18 protein-coding genes are annotated in these 18,395 nt (G+C 46.6%); 8 read left to right on the top strand and 10 right to left on the bottom strand.

Features of this window, described 5'->3' with window-relative positions:
- Nucleotides 1-130 precede the first annotated feature (130 nt).
- Together HW560_RS32515 and HW560_RS32510 are read right to left on the bottom strand one after the other, a co-directional pair.
- Nucleotides 131-925 carry an SDR family oxidoreductase gene (locus HW560_RS32515; RefSeq protein ID WP_090894031.1) on the bottom strand — a complete coding sequence of 265 codons (795 nt, stop codon included), beginning with the start codon at nucleotides 923-925 and terminating at the stop codon, nucleotides 131-133.
- Nucleotides 926-1,082: 157 nt separating this feature from the next.
- On the bottom strand, nucleotides 1,083-1,340 hold the full coding sequence (locus HW560_RS32510) for a YqkE family protein (RefSeq protein WP_024632484.1): 258 nt from the start codon (nucleotides 1,338-1,340) through the stop codon (nucleotides 1,083-1,085).
- Nucleotides 1,341-1,468: 128 nt separating this feature from the next.
- On the opposite strand from HW560_RS32510, the gene HW560_RS32505 reads away from it, so the two are divergent.
- Nucleotides 1,469-1,651: a hypothetical protein gene (locus tag HW560_RS32505; protein ID WP_024632483.1), complete on the top strand. Its 183-nt coding sequence runs from the start codon at nucleotides 1,469-1,471 to the stop codon at nucleotides 1,649-1,651.
- 182 nt (nucleotides 1,652-1,833) lie between these two features.
- On the opposite strand, the gene HW560_RS32500 is transcribed toward HW560_RS32505, so the two are convergent.
- The gene (locus HW560_RS32500; protein WP_090894034.1) at nucleotides 1,834-2,484 is read right to left on the bottom strand and encodes a peptidylprolyl isomerase; all 651 of its coding nucleotides are present in this window, start codon (nucleotides 2,482-2,484) and stop codon (nucleotides 1,834-1,836) included.
- A gap of 257 nt (nucleotides 2,485-2,741) precedes the next feature.
- Between HW560_RS32500 and HW560_RS32495 the strand changes: the two genes are divergently transcribed.
- Nucleotides 2,742-3,953 carry an MFS transporter gene (locus HW560_RS32495; protein WP_076290204.1) on the top strand — a complete coding sequence of 404 codons (1,212 nt, stop codon included), beginning with the start codon at nucleotides 2,742-2,744 and terminating at the stop codon, nucleotides 3,951-3,953.
- A gap of 174 nt (nucleotides 3,954-4,127) precedes the next feature.
- Here HW560_RS32495 and HW560_RS32490 read toward each other — a convergent pair whose 3' ends face one another.
- The 3 genes from HW560_RS32490 to HW560_RS32480 all read right to left on the bottom strand — a co-directional run bounded on the left by HW560_RS32490 (nucleotide 4,128) and on the right by HW560_RS32480 (nucleotide 5,096).
- Nucleotides 4,128-4,322, bottom strand: a complete 195-nt coding sequence (locus HW560_RS32490) for a hypothetical protein (protein ID WP_090894038.1) — start codon at nucleotides 4,320-4,322, stop codon at nucleotides 4,128-4,130.
- Between the two features lie 38 nt (nucleotides 4,323-4,360).
- Nucleotides 4,361-4,738 (bottom strand): hypothetical protein, encoded by a 378-nt coding sequence (locus HW560_RS32485; RefSeq protein ID WP_090894040.1) that lies wholly within the window; start codon nucleotides 4,736-4,738, stop codon nucleotides 4,361-4,363.
- Nucleotides 4,739-4,934: 196 nt separating this feature from the next.
- Entirely contained in the window at nucleotides 4,935-5,096 is a 162-nt protein-coding gene (locus HW560_RS32480; RefSeq protein ID WP_017690239.1) for a hypothetical protein, read from the bottom strand.
- A gap of 146 nt (nucleotides 5,097-5,242) precedes the next feature.
- On the opposite strand from HW560_RS32480, the gene HW560_RS32475 reads away from it, so the two are divergent.
- Both HW560_RS32475 and HW560_RS32470 read left to right on the top strand, forming a co-directional pair.
- Nucleotides 5,243-5,524: a hypothetical protein gene (locus tag HW560_RS32475; RefSeq protein WP_063564602.1), complete on the top strand. Its 282-nt coding sequence runs from the start codon at nucleotides 5,243-5,245 to the stop codon at nucleotides 5,522-5,524.
- 163 nt (nucleotides 5,525-5,687) lie between these two features.
- Complete coding sequence (locus HW560_RS32470; protein ID WP_090894042.1) at nucleotides 5,688-7,589, top strand: sensor histidine kinase; 1,902 nt, start codon at nucleotides 5,688-5,690, stop codon at nucleotides 7,587-7,589.
- Nucleotides 7,590-7,666: 77 nt separating this feature from the next.
- On the opposite strand, the gene HW560_RS32465 is transcribed toward HW560_RS32470, so the two are convergent.
- Nucleotides 7,667-7,909 (bottom strand): NHLP leader peptide family RiPP precursor, encoded by a 243-nt coding sequence (locus tag HW560_RS32465; RefSeq protein WP_090894046.1) that lies wholly within the window; start codon nucleotides 7,907-7,909, stop codon nucleotides 7,667-7,669.
- Between the two features lie 54 nt (nucleotides 7,910-7,963).
- A complete protein-coding gene (locus HW560_RS32460; RefSeq protein ID WP_090894049.1) occupies nucleotides 7,964-8,911 on the bottom strand; it encodes a hypothetical protein in 948 nt (315 codons plus the stop codon).
- A 220-nt stretch (nucleotides 8,912-9,131) separates the two neighbouring features.
- Here HW560_RS32460 and HW560_RS32455 point away from each other — a divergent pair, with 220 nt between their 5' ends.
- Nucleotides 9,132-9,866 (top strand): hypothetical protein, encoded by a 735-nt coding sequence (locus HW560_RS32455; RefSeq protein WP_090894051.1) that lies wholly within the window; start codon nucleotides 9,132-9,134, stop codon nucleotides 9,864-9,866.
- A 50-nt stretch (nucleotides 9,867-9,916) separates the two neighbouring features.
- Here HW560_RS32455 and HW560_RS32450 read toward each other — a convergent pair whose 3' ends face one another.
- Nucleotides 9,917-11,167 carry an acyltransferase gene (locus HW560_RS32450; protein WP_179265604.1) on the bottom strand — a complete coding sequence of 417 codons (1,251 nt, stop codon included), beginning with the start codon at nucleotides 11,165-11,167 and terminating at the stop codon, nucleotides 9,917-9,919.
- A gap of 170 nt (nucleotides 11,168-11,337) precedes the next feature.
- Nucleotides 11,338-12,327 (bottom strand): LCP family protein, encoded by a 990-nt coding sequence (locus HW560_RS32445; RefSeq protein ID WP_179265603.1) that lies wholly within the window; start codon nucleotides 12,325-12,327, stop codon nucleotides 11,338-11,340.
- 182 nt (nucleotides 12,328-12,509) lie between these two features.
- Between HW560_RS32445 and HW560_RS32440 the strand changes: the two genes are divergently transcribed.
- From HW560_RS32440 to HW560_RS32430, 3 genes are all read left to right on the top strand, one after another.
- Nucleotides 12,510-13,061 carry an undecaprenyl-diphosphatase gene (locus HW560_RS32440; protein WP_090894057.1) on the top strand — a complete coding sequence of 184 codons (552 nt, stop codon included), beginning with the start codon at nucleotides 12,510-12,512 and terminating at the stop codon, nucleotides 13,059-13,061.
- Nucleotides 13,062-13,273: 212 nt separating this feature from the next.
- On the top strand, nucleotides 13,274-15,010 hold the full coding sequence (locus HW560_RS32435) for a methyl-accepting chemotaxis protein (RefSeq protein WP_090894059.1): 1,737 nt from the start codon (nucleotides 13,274-13,276) through the stop codon (nucleotides 15,008-15,010).
- A 329-nt stretch (nucleotides 15,011-15,339) separates the two neighbouring features.
- A complete protein-coding gene (locus HW560_RS32430; RefSeq protein WP_090901876.1) occupies nucleotides 15,340-18,333 on the top strand; it encodes a glycoside hydrolase family 9 protein in 2,994 nt (997 codons plus the stop codon).
- Nucleotides 18,334-18,395: the final 62 nt, after the last annotated feature.

Below are 18,395 nucleotides of genomic sequence, written 5' to 3'. Positions count from 1 at the left end.
GAGGAAGCGACGAGTTTTTCCTTCGTTCTTCTATATATATTTCAAACCAAACATCCCGCTGCGTTCTGGATATCCAGGCCGTTTGCGGGATGTTCGGTAGTTAACTCCATATGGAGTATGTTCCTAATTTTTATCCGCGGAGCAAAGATTCCGCTCCATCCACGTAAATCCGGGTACCGGTCACATGGGAAGATTCATCGGAAGCGAGGAAGAGCACCAGATTGGCGACTTGCTTCGACGTTCCAGGTTCACCTTTGAGTGGATGTTCATGACCTTCGGGAAATTCAACCGGGATCTGTACTTCTTTTAGATCGTCCGAAGGATAGGTGTTGTCATCGATGTTCGTATCGATGGCTCCCGGGCAAACGGCGTTGACACGGATCTTGTAACGAGCCAGTTCCAATGCAGCCATCTTCGTAAAAGCCGTCTGACCTGCCTTGCTGGAAGCGTATGCAGAGAAGCCAATACCAGAGAATACACGGTTACCGTTGATGGAGCTCGTGATAATAATGCTTCCTCCGCGGTCCTTCAAATGGGGTATGGCGTACTTCACAGTTGCGAACGTGCCGCGCATATTGATGCCCATCGTTTGATCCCAGTCCTCAGGTTCCATCGTTTCAATCGGAGCCATCGTGCCGTTGATGCCCGCATTGGCAAATACAATATCAAGCTGGCCTGCTTGCTCTGCCGCCTGATTGATTGCTTTCTGCACATTGTCCGGTTTGGATATATCACATTCAATAACGTGGGCTTCTCCGCCTGCGTTCTCAATCGTCTGTTTGGTTTCCTCTGCATTCTCCGGGGTCCGGTCCAGCATGAACACTTTGGCTCCGTGCTCAGCGAAACGAATGGCTGTCGCCTGACCAATTCCTGAGCCACCTCCGGTTACAATCGCCACTTTTCCTTGCAAACGTTGTTCAGTCATCCTGATCCCTCCGTATTGTATGAATTATCAGTAACTCTCTATCTCTACATACCCGACTTAAGAGTCATGAATCATACGCATTACACAAAAAAACAGGACCGTTGAACGGCCCTGTATCTATAATTTAGATATCAAGATGATCTGATTGCTGAAAAAGTTACTTGTGTTTCTTCCAGTCCATCGAACTGTTATTCAACAGGTACTCAAAATCATTATCTTTTCGCTTCTGTTCAGCTTTACGCGCTTCTTCCGCCTGCAGGCGCTCCTGCTCTTTGCGGTCTGCCTCGGCAGCCTTGGCTTCATCCGCCTGAGCTTTCAGTTTTTCTAGCACATCACTGCTCAGCAGATCTTTTAGTGTGGTCGGTTTATCCTGTGCTGCTTTGGGAGCAGGGGTGTGTTTTTTGGATTTTGCCATAGAATGATCTCCTCTCAAAAACATAAATCAGCTTCCATTCTCGTTCAGTAAACATATTATATCAGGTTCACCATACCCATTCCATGAAATCGCGGAACAAAAGCAGGAGATAGGGGGTAGCGTGACGAATGAAAACGGGTATAAATTCATATATTATTACCGATACTGCGACTATTCCCTGGAGAAAGGAGTCGTTGTTCGTGGAAGTAAACCGTAGTTTACTGAAAGGGCTTGCATGGGGTGTTGCTTTCAGCTGTCCGCTATGGATTGCGATCATCGGTTGGTTGCGTTTGATGGGATGGATGTATTGAAATCAGCGGGTTGCAGAGCTGCTGCATATAGAGTTGTGCCAGAAGAGGGCATTTTTTATAAAGTCATTCGTGTAAACGCTAACATTGAATAAAGCTCTGCCTTGCGTGCATACGCAGGACAGAGCTTTTGTTTGTCTTACAGGTTGTGAATCAAGATGAATTACTAAGATCCGTTTCAAAGTTTAAGGCATTTTTACCGGTTCAGGATATTCCAGACCGTGGGTGTCCACAGTGACCTTTTTCATCACCTGATCGGTAACAGGTTTGTCTTTTTCGCCTATTTCCTGAGCAGCGATTCCATCAACGACGTCCATACCTTCTGTCACTTTACCGAATGTGGCATAGGCATTATCCAGGTAATCAGCATCTGCTAACATGATGAAAAACTGGGAGCCTGCGGAGTCCAGATTATCAGATTCGCGCGCCATGGAGATGACCCCACGCGTATGATTCAGGTGGTTTTTGTGACCGTTGGATGTGAATTCACCTTTGATCGCATAACCCGGGCCGCCTGTTCCGTTTCCGTTTGGATCACCACCCTGAATCATGAAGCCTGGGATAACACGGTGAAAGATCAACCCATCATAGAAACCTTTATTCGCCAATGAAATGAAATTGTACACGGTATTGGGCGCAATTTCGGGATATAGCTCAATGACGATTTTCTGACCGTCTTGCATTTCAATTGTGGCCACTGGATTTGGCCCTTCGGGTGCAGCCGGGACCGGTGTTTCCGTCGCGCCACTTGAAGGGCGCCCACAACCACTAATGACGATAAGCAGCATCGCTAGAACCAGCGACATAGCTGTTGTTTTTTTCCACCGAAAAGACATGAGAACGTTCCCCCTTGCATCTCTGCATAAAATGTTTAGTCCGAATTATTGTCGGATAATTCCTCAACTATCATACCGTTTTTGCGGACAAGATGGCAATGCAAGGCAGGATATTGTGGGCGATAAGGGATGGTGTAAATGCTTACAGAGGTGTAAAATAAGGAAAATGCTTCCGCAGTCAGGGACGTACGGGTCTGTTCCGTCCGCTCCAATACACGGCAGTCCCGGCGTCAGTAACGGAAAGGGCGTGCGGGTATATGGACTTCTCGTGGAAGCGTAATCTGGTGATTTTGTGGATTGGTGTATTTTTTTGCAGCACCGCTTATTCAATCTCCATCCCATTTCTGCCTTTGTTTCTGAGTGGCGATCTGGGCGTTCGTGATCACCTGGAGTTCTGGTCCGGGCTTGCCTTTGGCATTACATTTCTGGCAAGTGCGCTGGTGTCTCCCTTCTGGGGATCGCTGGCTGACAAATACGGGCGCAAGCCAATGCTGATCCGGTCGGGATACAGCCTTGCGGTTTTGTATTTGATCAATTATTTTGTGCAGGACCCCTATTCACTAATCGTGGTTCGTTTGTTTCAGGGATTGCTCGCGGGGTTTGTTCCGGCGGCGATTGCACTGGTCGGTACCAATACACCGGAAGAGAAGACAGGGTATGCACTTGGTATCATGTCTACAGCCGGGGCAACAGGAGGGATAATCGGCCCGTTAATTGGCGGGGTGGTAAGCCACTATTATGGCAACCGCAATGCGTTTTTATTTTCCAGCATCGTTGTATTGGTCTCGGCGTTGATCGCAACCTTCTGGGTCAAAGAAGAGAATTTTAACCGGAACAAGGCACGTTCTCATGTGATGGACGACATACGCGAAGCCAGGGCCAATCGATTGTTTATTACGGTGCTTGGCATGATGGGTATATGTACCTTCTCCGTGATGATTCTGGAGCCATTATTGACCGTATACGTGATGGAAATGGGCATTCAGCCCGATCGTGCTTCTCTCAGCTCAGGGATAATTTTCTCTGCGGTTGGTGTAGCTACGGTCATTATGGCGCCGCGCTGGGGTAAAATCGGTTCGCGAATCGGGTATGGGAAAGTACTGATCATTGGCCTCGTTGGAGGGGCGATTGGTAACCTGCTGCAGTTTTTCACTACAGGTTATATTGGATTCGGCATATTGCGTTTTGTATATGGATTGTTCTTTGCTGCGGTGTTCCCGGCGATTAATGCAATGATTGTGCAAGTGACCGAACCTGGCTTCCGGGGAAGAGCATTCAGCCTGAATCAATCAGCTTCCCAGATCGGTACGATGGCGGGGCCGATAATTGGTGGTGTTCTTGGTGGCTGGCTGCCGATTCGGTGGATTTTTATCATCAATGGAGTAGCGCTTCTGATTACCGCCATTGTGGCGAAATGGTCCCGACTGGAGGAGAAGTTGCCCGGCTCGGGCAAACCTTTGGCGAAGTAATTAAAAACGCCAAAATATGAAATGGCTATTGGGATAGTAGAAAAGGGATGGCACCGTAAAGCTACGGTAGCCATCTCTTTTTCAGGATAAGTCTTTTACCAGGAAGATAAAAGCAAAAAGAAACCTCTTGACCAAGAGGTTTCCTTATATTCTCATTGGATCTGTAATGCGTTCCTATTCATCTGAGGATGAATCTTTTCGGGAAACGTTTTCCTTCGGGATTGCATGTTCAACAGCATCAAGCTGATCCTCATCCGCTAGGGCATCCGGAAAGGAATCTTCCGTAAACAATCCAAAATTCGGATCAATATCCCGTTCGGTTACCAGATTGTCGGGCTCATGTACTTGTCGCTTGTGATCATCCTTCATCGTGTCTGCACCTCCTAATTCAGGCTGTGACATGAGGATTAACGCCGAGGTGGAATATTATTCTCCGGTTTGGCGTCCGCCCCTGCGCCGTTTAGCAAGTCCGTCCCATGAAGGGCATTGGGGTCGGGTGCGGCGGGATCAACCGGACTATTGGGTTGGATAAGATCAGCATCAGGTACGGATTCGAGTGCAGGCTCTGCTGTCCGTGACTCCAATTCCGGTTCTTGTGTAGTCGCTGCCAGAGGCGGATTCACTGTATCGACTGTTTCCTCTGTTTCGATGCGTCTTCCCGTAACTTCATCAAAAGTGTCTATGTCACCTTCAGGCACTTCGGTTTCCAGTGGAATATCACGTGACCTCTGATACCGGTCGTAGTAGCGTTCGCTCTCTTCATTGCTAATCGGTCTGTCTGACATCAATAACACTCCCTTTAAGTGGATTATATTTAATGGTTTTTTTGACGGGGTAGTTATGTTGAAAAGGTTATTATTCGTTGTTACCCAAAGGGCTAACGTTGTAATCTCGCACCCATTAGGATTCCCTTGTGTTCCCCAAATATGAATATAAGATGAAAGTGAACGATGTACGGATTACAGATTCAATCTATATACTTTAAAACTTGGGAAATACATATTTGACCAGAAAGTACAGGAATCCAAAGAAAATAATGATATAAGCCGCATACTTGATAAACGTGGAAGCGACCATACTTGAATCCGATTTGTGTTGGACATCCTTATGCTCTACCTCTACCGTTCTGTGTGGCTCATTCATTTGAATCATCTCCTCAAGGGTAATTGTTTGCTTTGAGGAACCATTACACCCGGAAGGCACGATTGAATCGCTCAGGTCAGTTTTACAGCTTTTCATCTTTGGCCTATGTTATGATAAAGCATGGATATATGAGGGAGGGATTCCAATTGGATTGGTTTACGCTAGGCAATATGATCACTCAAATCCGAATCGGGCAAAAAGCGTCTACGCCTGGGTTTTCCCGTACCGTTATACGCCGCCCGGACGGGCTGTTCTGGGTAGGCGGGATATGGTCAGGACAGATTGTCCAGTTGCGGGATTATCTTTTCTCGGATATATGGACGATCTATGACGATGAGGAAACGGAGCAGTGGCTGGAATATCGCACGAAGATTGAACAGAAAGAGCGCGAAATGATTGAGAACCAGTTCGAGGATCTGCGCGGATAATGGAGAAAACACTCGGATTCTATCAATAAAATGGAAATAAAACTATAAATCTACTAAAATGTGAATTTTCATTTCCCCACAAGAAGGTGACACGTTAAACTGTGGCGAATGATAAATGAGAGAACTTGGGAATAGAGAAAATAAGAACTTTGAGGTGCTGTGAATGAAAAATGTGCCCAAAGCTATCATCATCTTATGGATAAGTATGTTGAATATTCTCTGCTTGCCGCATGGTTTCGTCTCAGCGAATGCAGGAGAAGTTGACAGACCTGTATCCATTACGGGATGGGAAGTAAAGTGGGGGAACGTACACGATCAGGGATTCATCAGTGAGGTTCAAGGTTCGGAGGAAATCTGGGAGAAGCAAGGTGCAGAAAGGCTGGAATACAGCAGTGTAGAAGCTCCTTCGGGTTCCATGTGGACTCGTGTGACCATTCCTAAAATAACCGAAGATAGCTCGGCAATCCGTTTTGAAAATATTAAAGGGAACCACATTGTGATCTATCTGGACGATCGTAAGGTGTACGAGAATTATCATTACAATTATGACAACAATGCTGTGCTGTTACCCTTATCGAGAGAGAATTCAGATAGTAAACTGTATATATGGTCCGAGAATGAGAAAGGCAGACTTGGCATCTACGGAACGGTTCAGGTCGGGCCTTATGCTACATTACAGGAAAAGTATATTCACAATGGACTGCTTGATGTGATATTGGGAGCGACCTTTGTATTCACGGCGCTTACGATGCTGAGCTGCACATTTTTCCTGGGCAAATTCCATAAAGGGTTGTGGATTTCGCTATGTATCGTGATGGGTTCAATCGGAACGATGATTATCACTTATTCACAGTTTTTATATACGTTCTACCAGGTTTATGGTAATCTCTATTCCGTATTGTTTGACCTGGCTATGCTGATGGGCATGCCTGCACTCTGTTATTTTTTTGAACAAATTATCGGACCAGGTCGTTATGGCATCTTTACCAAACTAAGAAAATTCCAATTCATCTATTCTATAGTAGCTGTGGCTGCCCTGATGATTGATTTTATTTCAGGCGGTCAATGGGACATGCTCTATAGTTTGCTGGTTCAGAATGTAATTGGATTCGTTCTCGTGATCCTGTTGAGCATCTTAATGATCGGCACCATCGCCAAAGCGCTTCAACGGAGCCGGGAAGCTCTTTTGCTGGCTACGGGATTCGGCACATTTGCCTTAATCAGTGTTGCTGAACTTCTGTGGTATTACCAGCGTAATGGAACATATCATCTGATATGGTGGAAATGGTCCATGGTTGCTTTTATTATCTCACTTATTGCCATACTGGGAAGCCGATTTGCTGAAAAACATACCAAAGTGCTTGAATATTCGAAAGAGTTGGAATTGTTCAATAATGAATTGCAGCGATCCGAGAAAATGGAGATCATTAGCGAACTGGCGGCGTCGGTTGCTCATGAGGTTCGTAATCCGCTGCAGGTGACGCGAGGATTCCTTCAGCTCATGACAGAGCAGGAAGACAACAAAAACAAGGGGTATGTGCGGATTGCTCTGGAGGAACTTGATCGGGCTTCCGGCATTATTACCGACTTCCTCACGTTTGCCAAACCGGAGTTCGATCATATTGTCTCTCTCAATATCGCGGATGAATTTGATCATATTGAAGGTATTCTTGTACCGATGGCTAATCTGGAAGGCGGCAAAATAACAACTGACATTCCACCAGATCTATGGATTAGAGGGAACTCTTCCAAGTTCAAACAGGCTTTTATTAATATTATTAAGAATAGTATAGAAGCGCTGCAAGGAGAGGGTCAGATTGATATTTGGGCTTATGCCCAAGATGGGGTCATCAAGGTACATGTTAGGGATAACGGTGAAGGCATGGATGAGGAAGCGCTGGTCCGGCTTGGGGAGCCTTATTTCTCGAATAAAATCAAGGGCACAGGCCTTGGCATGATGGTGACTTTCCGGATCGTTGAAGCCATGCATGGGCAGATCAGCTTTACAAGTACAAAAGGAGTAGGAACAGAAGCCGTTGTATCTTTTGCCGCGTTCGTCGAATGACGAGTGGCAGAAGTGTACGATGGCTTTTTTGTTCGCTACCCCTTGTGTCGTTCCATTACATATTCAATTGAATCCGTTTAGCTTCTCCACGGTCCGCAATTTACGTCATAATTCACTTTGGCTGGATTGGGAGGAATCACGAGAACGTAGTCGTTCTGTTGTTCTTCAACGGTACGGACTTGAATGTGTTCAGGAATATCAATGCCAAATGCTTCGCGAAGCGCTTGCTTCGGGTTGGAGTGCAGTTGTTGTCTGAAGTGCTCATCGGTCCAGGCCTTTTCAATAATATCCTCGTGCAACGTTTTCTCTGATACCATCATCGTCAACATTCCCTTCATATTTAAAATTCAACTGTACCAGCTCTTCTTTTCTGATTAGGACAAATGTTGTTTCTCGCTGATCCAGTAATGAAACCCGCCTTGAAAAAGCATTTTTTTGTGTTGTTCAATGTCCTGAACAGTTTGTCCCAGAATGCCGCATAAGTAAGAATTAAACGCTTCGAGATGCGTAATTCCCGAGTTAGAAGATGTTAGTCTGATGTTATATTGCTGAGCAATGTCTACATAGGAGTTCATCAATTGAGTATTGTATACATTATCATGTATACGTTCGCTTACCGGATGAACCGGGTAGTTGTGTTCCAGTGCTGCGGATATGTGGGAGAGGAAGCTGTTGTAATTTCCATGCACAGCATCTTGTTTCGTGTCTGTGAAGTCATCTGTCATCTGGAGGGTCATCAGTGCAATGTTGACGGCAGAACATACTGGAGTGATGCGATGCTCCTGTTCCAGAAGAAGGAGTGAGCCAGCAGCTCCAAGCTGAAGTGGGGCGGCTTTTTGGGCGATGAATAGCGGGCTTCTCTTGAAATAATCGATGGTGTTCTCACCGTTGACGCTCATGGCCCAATCCTCCACATACTGTCTGAAATACGTCCAGAACGGGGAAGAAAGACTGAATAGCTCTGAATAGGCACAGATCGCATCCACGTAGTAAAGATTACCCAGTGATAATTTCAGTGTCACATCTTCTGGCTGTTCGTCCATAACCTCATCCTGATTCAGAAAATATAGCATATGCAGGAGACAAGCCGTACTCAGTTTGTGTGCCTTCTCTGGAGGCAAACCATCCGAGAGTTGCATCCACAAAGGAATAATGTAGCCAATGTAGCTGTGACCCGAATCTCGTAACAACGGATTGACCAAATGAAGTTGTTCTAGTGCATGTTCTGACATTGGTTCAGGATATTTCTGTACCAGCTGCTCTGCTGCAGCGAACACCACCTCCACATCGGATCTAAACGGATCAAACCATTCTCTCCGCATCGTTTGGTTACGCCCTTCCCATAATAAAGTGATTAAGGACTATTCGACTAGATCATGAAGTTACTTCCAGTATACCGGAAATGAATTGAAAAAAATAGGAGTTTTTGTGATGAATTGTGAAAAAAACAATGACATTTTGTATTTTTATGGCATAAAAAAGCGGAGGTTAGGCTCAAACTAAGAGAGCACAGGATTTTGACATATGAAAGGAAGAAGAAAAATGAAATGCAAATGGAAAAAATGGATGGCAGTCGGACTGGCAGCCGTATTTATAACAGCATCAACCGGCTATACAGCATCCGCTGATCCAAATGGATCTATTGAGGATCAAGTAGCGGCACCATCCTCCTCCACAAACCAGACCAAGCCATGCATGCAAGCAGGTCATGGCCTGTTTATGATAGGAGAAACGGCAGACCTGCTCGGTATTGGGCTCCGTGATTTAAAAGAACAGATGGAGCTTGGCAAAACGTTGACTCAGATTGCCAAGGAGCGCAAGGGACTTAGTGAGGCACAATTGTTAGAGAAGCTGAAGCCTTCGCTCTCTCAGCGAGTGGATAAAGCAGCGGAAGAAGGCTGTCTCACGAAAGAGCAGGCAGCAGCAGCCAAAGCAGGGATGGATACGAAGCTGAAGAAGGTAATCAACACACCACTGCGGGAATTAAGACGTGAGTTCGCTCACCATGGCAACAGACGTCCAATGATGGACAAGGGTGCTATTGCCCGCTTTATCGGCATCACTCCGGAGCAGCTCCATCAGCAGCTCCAGAGCGGGAAGTCACTTGCTGAGATTGCTCAGTCAAAAGGCATCAGTGAAACGCAGCTGGTAGACAAGCTGAAGGAGCAGTTGACGGGTGACCTGAAAAGGTTCGTTAATCAGAAGGGCCATACACATCAAGCTCCTGGTCCTCACGAACCTGTACCTGGTCGATCCGCTTCCACAGAAGTGAAGTGAAAAAGAGCGTCTTCCACGAAGGGAGACGCCTTTTCTATATTCAACCAGGATTAGCTGGTTTCCGGACTGCGATTTGCGCTGACTGAAGGATTACGCTCGGATGAACTTGTTCTGCTCGCAGAAACAGTATCATGCAAACGGGAACCCGGGCGTTTCTTCCGCTGTAATCCGATGGTAAAGCGAGAACCAGGAAGCTGGGAAAGTCCCCAACTGATTGCAAGAGACGTTGCTACGGTGACCAGAAACGAAAGCAATGTAACCGGTAGGTGCCATCCAGTTAGTGTAAGTGGCCGGGTGATATACGCGATGCAGTAGATCACCAGTGCATGAACCAGATAGCCACCAAACGAATATCGCCCAATCCATGTCAGGAGACGCTGAAATGGTGTATCTTTGCCTCGCAGAAGTACAAGGAACCCATAGAACATGAACATCTGGGCCATGATGATGATGAATGTTGTTGGCTTCAGATAGGTTGATATATTGAGGTTAACGACATCGTCCGATCCCCGCAGCACGTCATATCCAAGCCAGATGTACATGCCGATAAACAGACAGACAATCCAGGGCAATGCCTTTGCAGTCCAACTTCTCCAGCTATCCACTGACCAGGCACAGACTGCGCCAAGCAAAAAGTAAAACCAGTACATAACCCATGAATAGGAGCGATACTGCAGCAAACCCGACCAGGGTTGGGGTAAGGAAGCTGCCCATCCACCCATATTGTAGTAGGACCATTTCATAAGCACCGTGTATAATGCCATCCCAATGAGAATCAGCGTGATGACGGATTGCATTGGGGTGAAACGTGTAACTTTTTCAATACGTTTCTGAATGAACTTGGCTCCCGCAAGAAACAGGGGAAACAGAATATAGAACTGAAACACCATAATAACAAACCAAAGATGATATCCCGTCTGGGGGAGGAACAGTTCACGAACAAGACTATGGAAATCCGGCATACCCGAAAGCCAGAACTCGGGCGTGAATATCCGGACAAACAACCAATAGATGAACGTCCATACCACAAAGGGCACATAGATATCTCCAAACCGCTTACGGATAAAACGGGGGTAATCCGGTTTGGTGCGACTGTGATGATAGAACAGCATTACACCGGACAGAAAGACAAATGTCGGCGTACCAAAACGAGTCAGATGATAAATCATGGTCAGCATGACGGAATCAGGTTGTTCAATATCGGTGCGATATATATATTCCGCGATGTTATGCTGCATCACAATGGCGAGAAAGGCAAGGCCGCGCAGTTGTGTCCATTCCACGATTCGCGGTTTATTCACGTGTATTCCTCCTTCGTGTAACCGGAATTCATCATTTAAGGGTACCTGTTGAACATTAAGGCTGCATTAAATGGGGAAAAAAGGTACAAAAAAAGATGGCGGCTGCCATCTTTTTAATCAAAGTTATCATTTCGAATTACGATACCATCTTCGTTTTCTTTCCGTTCCATTTAGTTTAAGTCTTGTGCTTTCGCTGATTCATCCTCTGAAGATTTTGCATCTTCCTCGAACAAATTCTGAATGTATGATTGGAGTTTCGGTTTATTTACACCGAGTACCTGGGCAGAACCTGCAAGCTCATTGGTAAGCAGCGTGTTAGGAGGGATCTGCTGTTTATCGATTTCATTCACGTTAATATCAAATCCGAGCGAAGCCAATTTCAACATCTGCGTTGGACTGAGGTCTGTCTCGATATATGGAGCGACAGCTTCCAATATTTCAGGAATTTTGAAGAGTGAAGTGGTGCTTTGCATCTTTTTGGCCAGCTCAGTCATGAAAATCCGTTGCCGTTCGGTACGCGTAAAGTCTGATGTGGCATCATGCCGAAACCGTACATATTGGAGGGCAGTCTTACCGTCCATATGCTGAAGTCCTTTTTTGAGATCAATATCGTACATATGTTTATCTGCTTTACTGGTGTAATACATGTCTTTCTCCACATCAATATCGATCCCGTCTACAGCATCAACCAGCGCCATGAATCCGACAAAATCAGTATACACGTAGTGCTGGATAGGAATGCCGAGCAAGTCACCTACCGTTTGTTTGGTTAATTCCGCTCCGCCGTAGGAGAAGGCCGCGTTGAGTCTGCTCTTGCCATGTCCCGGAATATCAACGTATGTATCACGCAGAACAGAGAAGAGATGGGCTTTCTTGGATAAAGGATCAATGGAAGCGACCATAACCGAATCTGAACGACCGGCATCCTCCCCTCTGGTGTCACCGCCAAGCAGCAAAATGTTAACTCGTTCCTTCCCTTCCCATTTGGGAACAGGGGTGGTTGGGGTGTCCGTATTTTGGTTTGTGTCAGAAGTGGAAGTCTCGGAAGCGGTTGAGATGCTATTGGCAAAATGAACAATCGAGTATCCGTAATATACAATAACGCCGGCTATGGCAAGTGCCAGGGTTAGGGATGTCCCCCATAACCATTTCTTAAGCATAATCTTCACCTTTCTATGAATGAACTATTATGTAACCCAAACTAGTTTAACAAAAAGTAAGAGAAATGTCCTCTTTGATTTCGAAAGTTCGGTTATCAGGCGACATGTTTGACAAATAGTTAGTGTATATTTATTATGTAAAAAATAATCGCGTTTTGTGTAATGGAGGTATTAAACACTTTATGAATCAATCTGTATTTAATTGGATCAACCAGTTTGCAGACCGAATTCCGTTTCTGGACTGGTTTATGATTACATCAGCTGAATATGCGGTTTGGGTAATGATAGGGCTTCTTGTGATTGTGTGGTTTCTTGGCGATCCTTCGAAGCAACGAATTGTGTTTTATGCGTGTGTAGCTTCGATCGTAGCACTTGGTCTGGCAAAATGGGGAATTTCACCTGTGGTAGGTCATCCAAGGCCGTTCATGGAAGGCACGGTGAATCAACTGGTTCCGCATGTGCCAGATCCATCTTTTCCAAGCAAACATGCTTCCTTTGTATTCGCGCTTGCTGCGGCTTCGTTTTTTATCGGGCGCCGCTTCGGAGGATGGATGCTGTTGCTTGCTGTGCTGACAGGAGTGTCGCGTGTCTATGTAGGTGTACATTATCCCGGGGATATTCTGGGCGGATTCATTCTGGGAAGTCTGGTCAGTGTAATCTTGATTGCTACGCGTAATTATACCAAGTCGATTCCCGATTTCTTCATTAAGATTCACCAGCGGGTTTTCCGTTAGAAACGGTTGAATATAGCAGGTATCAGAAGAGAAGTTTCAGATATGAAAACTTTAAGTCTTTGAGGAGCCAAAGACTTAAGGTTTTTTTGTGTTTATTTCGAAGTTAACTGAAATTTTAAAAATTGAATTCCGATATCTACAATTCATGACGAAAGGTGTCGATATATTATAAATATGTAGTAGTTTATGCACTAAGTTGAGGAGTGGGGAATATGGAAGGTACGCGGGGAAGCGTGATGGGGAAGCTTAGATTTACAATTCGTATGAAATTATTGACCGGATTTTTAATGGTAGTGGGGTTGTTAGCTTTTGTCAGCATTTATGCGCTGACTCAAATCCATGATATGTCTAACAAAGCCGATGATGTGGACAAGACATGGATGCCCAGCGTATCTCTGTTGGGCCAGATGAATGGTGATATTTCCGATGTGGAACGCCTTGCGCTCGCAGTCATTGTGGAACAGGACAAAAATGAAACTGCCAAGTTGAACGAGGCTTTGAATCAGCTTCTTAGCAAGATAGAAGATGAACGAAAACAATTGTTAACTTTCATAAATAGCAATGAAGGGGCAATGAAACTTTACAATGAGTTTAGCACCAACTATGAGGCATATCTGGCAAAGATGCCTGCATTCATTGAACTAGGATTGAAAAACGATTATAACGAGGCCAGTAAACTGCACACAGAGGCTTATTCATTGTGGTATACAGCCAACGATTCCATTGTCAAATTGATTGAAATGGGGAATCAAGGGTCAGATCAAGCTACGAATGGATCGGTTGAGACCGCCGAAAGAGCATTTAATATTATTTTAGGAGTAACCATTGTTGCTTTCCTGATTGCCATGTTTATCGCCTTCTTCATTGCAAGCATCATCTCACGTCCAATTCAGAAGATGAATGCAGCAGCGATGTTGATTGCTAATGGTGACTTGACCAGTGAGAAGATTGTTCTCAAGAACAAGGATGAGCTGGGAACGCTGGCCGATTCCTTCAATGTGATGACTGGCAACCTGCGGGAGATGATTCAATCCGTATCGATGACATCCGAACAGGTAGCCGCTTCCTCGGAAGAACTTCTCGCGAGTGCAGAGCAGAATACAAGGGCGTCAGAACAGATCTCCGAGACGGTTGAGGAATTGGCTGTAGGGACATCGGATCAAGTAGATATGGTGAAACGTTCTTCACAGGCGATGAGTGAGATGGCTCTGGGTTCGGAACAGATTGCTGAGCTTGCTCAAAGTGTATCCGTGTCTGCCGTTGATGCAGCAAATCAGTCTGCAGAAGGAAATATGATTATTCAGCAGGCAGTTGAACAGATGGGATCTGTACGCAATTCCATTGCATCACTGACAGAACTGGTTACAGGGCTGGGAGAGCGTTCCGCAGAGATTGGTACCATTACCGAGGTTATCAACAATATTGCTCGTCAGACCAACCTTCTTGCATTGAATGCAGCGATTGAAGCGGCACGAGCAGGAGAGCATGGCAGAGGTTTTGCTGTTGTTGCCGGAGAAGTGCGTAAGCTGGCCGAGGAATCCTCTGAATCTGCTCAAAAAATTACGGATCTCGTGCAATTGATTCAGAAGGATACAGATCATGCCGTGCAGGCTGTGAAAGTAAATAGCAATGAAACAGAGGCAGGCATTGAGATTGTAACCGCGGCGGGACAAGCCTTTGAACAGATTTCGAATGCAGTGAACAAGGTCGCTGGTGAAATCCAGGAAGTATCGGCAGGTTCGGAGGAAATGTCTGCAAGTACGAGTGAAGTGGTAGGGTATGTGGGTCAGATCTCCAACATTGCGGGAGAAGCAGCAGGTGGGGTACATAATGTATCTGCCGCAACCCAGCAGCAGCTGGCTTCGATGGAAGAGATTGCTTCATCTGCAGGCTCATTGTCCAAAATGGCTGAAGAGTTGCAGGAGCAAATCAACAAATTCAGAGTGTAAACGATCCGAAAGAAGGATATTCAGATTGGATAAAGGCTTGATCATAATTTAGTCTGTAGCACGGGGTATACGAAATATCTAGGCTGTTTCTCATATTGCATTCATGCGATATGAGGGGCAGTCTTTTTTGTCATATCACTACCCAAACATGTCACAACAATGTTATTTCAGAAGTCACCAGCGCTGATATTGCAACTGGAACAAAAGGATATAATGGTAATTAATGGTGGAAATACATGGAGTTACACCATAGAAGGGAGCGGGTTATTTCATCAGTGTAATTGAAGAATGACGAGACGACTATTGCCAAAGGAGATGAATGGTTGAAGATGAAGGGAAGCTGGTGGAGACGAATCGCTATTCTTGCGTTATCGGCAGGGCTACTGGCAGGAAGTACATCCATACAGGCATGGAATGGAAAGGCAGATGCGGCTGCCGGGAATCATAACTATGCGGAAGCATTGCAGAAGGCGGTTTATTTCTATGAAACACAGCGTTCAGGGAAATTGCCGGAAGACAATCGGGTGGAATGGCGTGGTGATTCCGGATTAAATGACGGAGCGGATGTTGGGGTTGATTTGACCGGAGGGTGGTACGATGCTGGAGATCATGTGAAATTTGGTCTGCCTATGGCCTATTCGGCTACGATGTTAGCTTGGTCTGTTGTGGAATACCGTGAGGGATACGAGCAGGCAGGGCAACTGGAGGAGATTAAGGATAACTTGAGATGGGCCACAGACTATTTTGTGAAAGCGCATACGAAACCAAATGAATTATGGGGACAGGTTGGAGCAGGCAATACAGACCATGCCTGGTGGGGACCGGCTGAAGTGATGCAGATGAACCGTCCTGCTTATAAGATCGATGCATCCTGTCCGGGAAGTGAACTTGCGGGAGAAACCGCAGCGGCACTCGCTTCTTCATCCATTGTGTTCCGTGACAGTGACCCGGCTTATGCCAACAAACTGCTTCAGCATGCCAAGGAGTTGTACAGCTTCGGTGATACGTATCGAGGCAAATACTCGGATTGCATTACAGATGCTCAATCGTTCTACAATTCATGGACAGGTTACTATGATGAACTTGCCTGGGCTGCAACATGGTTATATATGGCGACAAATGATAGCGCTTACTTGTCCAAAGCGATTGCTACGGCGAATTTGTGGCAGGCGGATGGACAGAACGGGAATTGGGCCTACACATGGACCCAAGGCTGGGATGACAAACATTACGGAGCCCAGATTCTGCTCGCTCGCATTACGTCGAGCCTGAACATGCCAGAAGCGACGCGGTTCATTCAATCCACGGAGCGCAATCTGGATTATTGGTCTGTAGGCACGAATGGACAACGGATCAAGTATACACCGGGCGGGCTTGCCTGGCTTGATACATGGGGATCGCTCCGCTATGCAGCGAATGCATCCTTTATTGCTTTTGTGTACTCTGACTGGGTCAGTGATCCGGTGAAGAAAGCGAGGTATCAGGACTTTGCCGTTTCACAAATGAACTATATCCTGGGGGATAATCCTCGCCAGAGCAGCTATGTGGTCGGTTATGGTCAGAATTCGCCTAAACACCCACATCACCGAACCTCCCACAGTTCATGGATGAATTCTGAAAATACACCATCAGAGCACCGTCACACGTTGTACGGAGCGATGGTTGGTGGACCGGATGAGACGGATGCCTATACCGATTCCATTGGTGACTATGTCAGCAATGAGGTGGCAACCGATTACAATGCAGGCTTTACAGGCGCGTTAGCCAAGATGAATCTGTTATTTGGCCAAAATGATCAGCCCATCGCGAATTTTCCGGCTCCAGAAGTGAAGACGGATGAGTTCTTTGTCGAAGCTGCCGTGAAGGCATCCGGTTCAAATTACACGGAAATCAAGGCTCAACTGAACAATCGTTCGGGCTGGCCTGCGCGGATGGGGGATAAATTGTCTTTTCGCTATTTCGTGGATCTGAGTGAAGTTTACGCTGCAGGATATACCGTATCTGATGTCAAGGTTACAACCGAATACGCCGAGGGCGCTACCGTATCCCAACCGCTTGTGGTTGATGCGGCGAAACGAATCTACGCTGTTACTGCGGACTTTACGGGAACCAAGATCTATCCAGGCGGGGAAGGACATTATCGCAAAGAGGTCCAGTTCCGCATTACCGGCCCGCAAGGCGCCTGGAATGCGAATAACGATCATTCATTCCAGGGCTTGGGCACAGGCAATGTGACGAAGAGCGTATATCTCCCAGTCTACGATGCGGGAATACGGATATACGGTCAGGAACCTGGTGTCACACCGGTCGTCATGCCTGCTGCACCTTCGGGGGTGCAGGCTGTATCGGGGAATGCTCAGGTAATCCTGAACTGGGCAGCATCACCGGGGGCAGAATCGTATACCGTGAAGCGTGCCGAGGTAAATGGGGGTCCATATACTTCTGTAGCGACAGGCTTACATGGCTTGACGTATACGAACACGGGGCTCACGAACGGGAAGACCTATTATTATGTGGTGACGGCTGTTAACTCAGCCGGGGAATCGCCCGAATCTGCACAAGCCACTGCCACGCCGCAGGCTGGAACATCGTTGCCTGGCGCACTGACGTTAAGCGGTACAGCAGGGAACGCCCAGTCGATTTTGACCTGGACGGCAGCCACGGGAGCTGAGACTTATAAGGTACAGCGCTCCGTTGGGGGCGGCGCATATGCCGATGTGGCAACTGGATTGGCAGTGTTGAATTATATCGATACCACCGCGGTAAATGGCACGCCGTACAGTTATCGGATCGCCGCCGTGAATGCGAGTGGACAGACGTTGTCCAATATCGTGACGTTGACACCGAGTGCGCCTCCGGCAACGACGGGCACGCTTGAGGTGCAGTATCGTAACGGAGGGTCAGGTGCGTCCGGCAATGCGGTGACTCCGCAGTTTAATCTGAAAAACACAGGAACGCAGGAGATTGATCTGAGTACCGTGAAGCTCCGCTACTATTTTACCAAGGATGGTGCAGGGGATCTGACCTTCTGGTGTGATTATGCCCAGATCGGCACAGCCAATGTTGAAGGCAAATTTGTCACGGTGACTCCGGCAACGGGTACAGCGGATACGTATCTGGAGATCAGCTTCAAATCCGGGGCTGGCAGCCTGGCTGCCGGAGCGGAGACGGGTGTGATCCAGGGGCGCTTTTCCAAGAATAATTGGAGTAATTTTGATCAGAGCAACGACTATTCCTATGATGCAACCAAGACGGCCTTTGCTGCCTGGGATCACGTAACTGGGTTTCAGGGAGGGACGAAAGTCTGGGGCATGGAGCCGTAACCTAAAAGGGAGTTTAACAGCATGCGCAGACCCAAAGTAATTCAAATTGAATTTCACCATTC

The organism is Paenibacillus sp. E222 (assembly GCF_013401555.1).
GTDB lineage: Bacteria > Bacillota > Bacilli > Paenibacillales > Paenibacillaceae > Paenibacillus.
Note: the sequence above shows the minus strand (reverse complement) of the source record. Positions and strands in the feature narration are given on the sequence as shown.

What these genes read in the sequence shown, in the direction of transcription:
- HW560_RS32515 (WP_090894031.1), bottom strand. Translation starts at nt 925, where the DNA reads ATGACTGAACAACGTTTGCAAGGAAAAGTGGCGATTGTAACCGGAGGT.
- HW560_RS32510 (WP_024632484.1), bottom strand. Translation starts at nt 1,340, where the DNA reads ATGGCAAAATCCAAAAAACACACCCCTGCTCCCAAAGCAGCACAGGAT.
- HW560_RS32505 (WP_024632483.1), top strand. Translation starts at nt 1,469, where the DNA reads ATGAAAACGGGTATAAATTCATATATTATTACCGATACTGCGACTATT.
- HW560_RS32500 (WP_090894034.1), bottom strand. Translation starts at nt 2,484, where the DNA reads ATGTCTTTTCGGTGGAAAAAAACAACAGCTATGTCGCTGGTTCTAGCG.
- HW560_RS32495 (WP_076290204.1), top strand. Translation starts at nt 2,742, where the DNA reads ATGGACTTCTCGTGGAAGCGTAATCTGGTGATTTTGTGGATTGGTGTA.
- HW560_RS32490 (WP_090894038.1), bottom strand. Translation starts at nt 4,322, where the DNA reads ATGAAGGATGATCACAAGCGACAAGTACATGAGCCCGACAATCTGGTA.
- HW560_RS32485 (WP_090894040.1), bottom strand. Translation starts at nt 4,738, where the DNA reads ATGTCAGACAGACCGATTAGCAATGAAGAGAGCGAACGCTACTACGAC.
- HW560_RS32480 (WP_017690239.1), bottom strand. Translation starts at nt 5,096, where the DNA reads ATGAATGAGCCACACAGAACGGTAGAGGTAGAGCATAAGGATGTCCAA.
- HW560_RS32470 (WP_090894042.1), top strand. Translation starts at nt 5,688, where the DNA reads ATGAAAAATGTGCCCAAAGCTATCATCATCTTATGGATAAGTATGTTG.
- HW560_RS32465 (WP_090894046.1), bottom strand. Translation starts at nt 7,909, where the DNA reads ATGATGGTATCAGAGAAAACGTTGCACGAGGATATTATTGAAAAGGCC.
- HW560_RS32460 (WP_090894049.1), bottom strand. Translation starts at nt 8,911, where the DNA reads ATGCGGAGAGAATGGTTTGATCCGTTTAGATCCGATGTGGAGGTGGTG.
- HW560_RS32455 (WP_090894051.1), top strand. Translation starts at nt 9,132, where the DNA reads ATGAAATGCAAATGGAAAAAATGGATGGCAGTCGGACTGGCAGCCGTA.
- HW560_RS32445 (WP_179265603.1), bottom strand. Translation starts at nt 12,327, where the DNA reads ATGCTTAAGAAATGGTTATGGGGGACATCCCTAACCCTGGCACTTGCC.
- HW560_RS32440 (WP_090894057.1), top strand. Translation starts at nt 12,510, where the DNA reads ATGAATCAATCTGTATTTAATTGGATCAACCAGTTTGCAGACCGAATT.
- HW560_RS32435 (WP_090894059.1), top strand. Translation starts at nt 13,274, where the DNA reads ATGGAAGGTACGCGGGGAAGCGTGATGGGGAAGCTTAGATTTACAATT.
- HW560_RS32430 (WP_090901876.1), top strand. Translation starts at nt 15,340, where the DNA reads ATGAAGGGAAGCTGGTGGAGACGAATCGCTATTCTTGCGTTATCGGCA.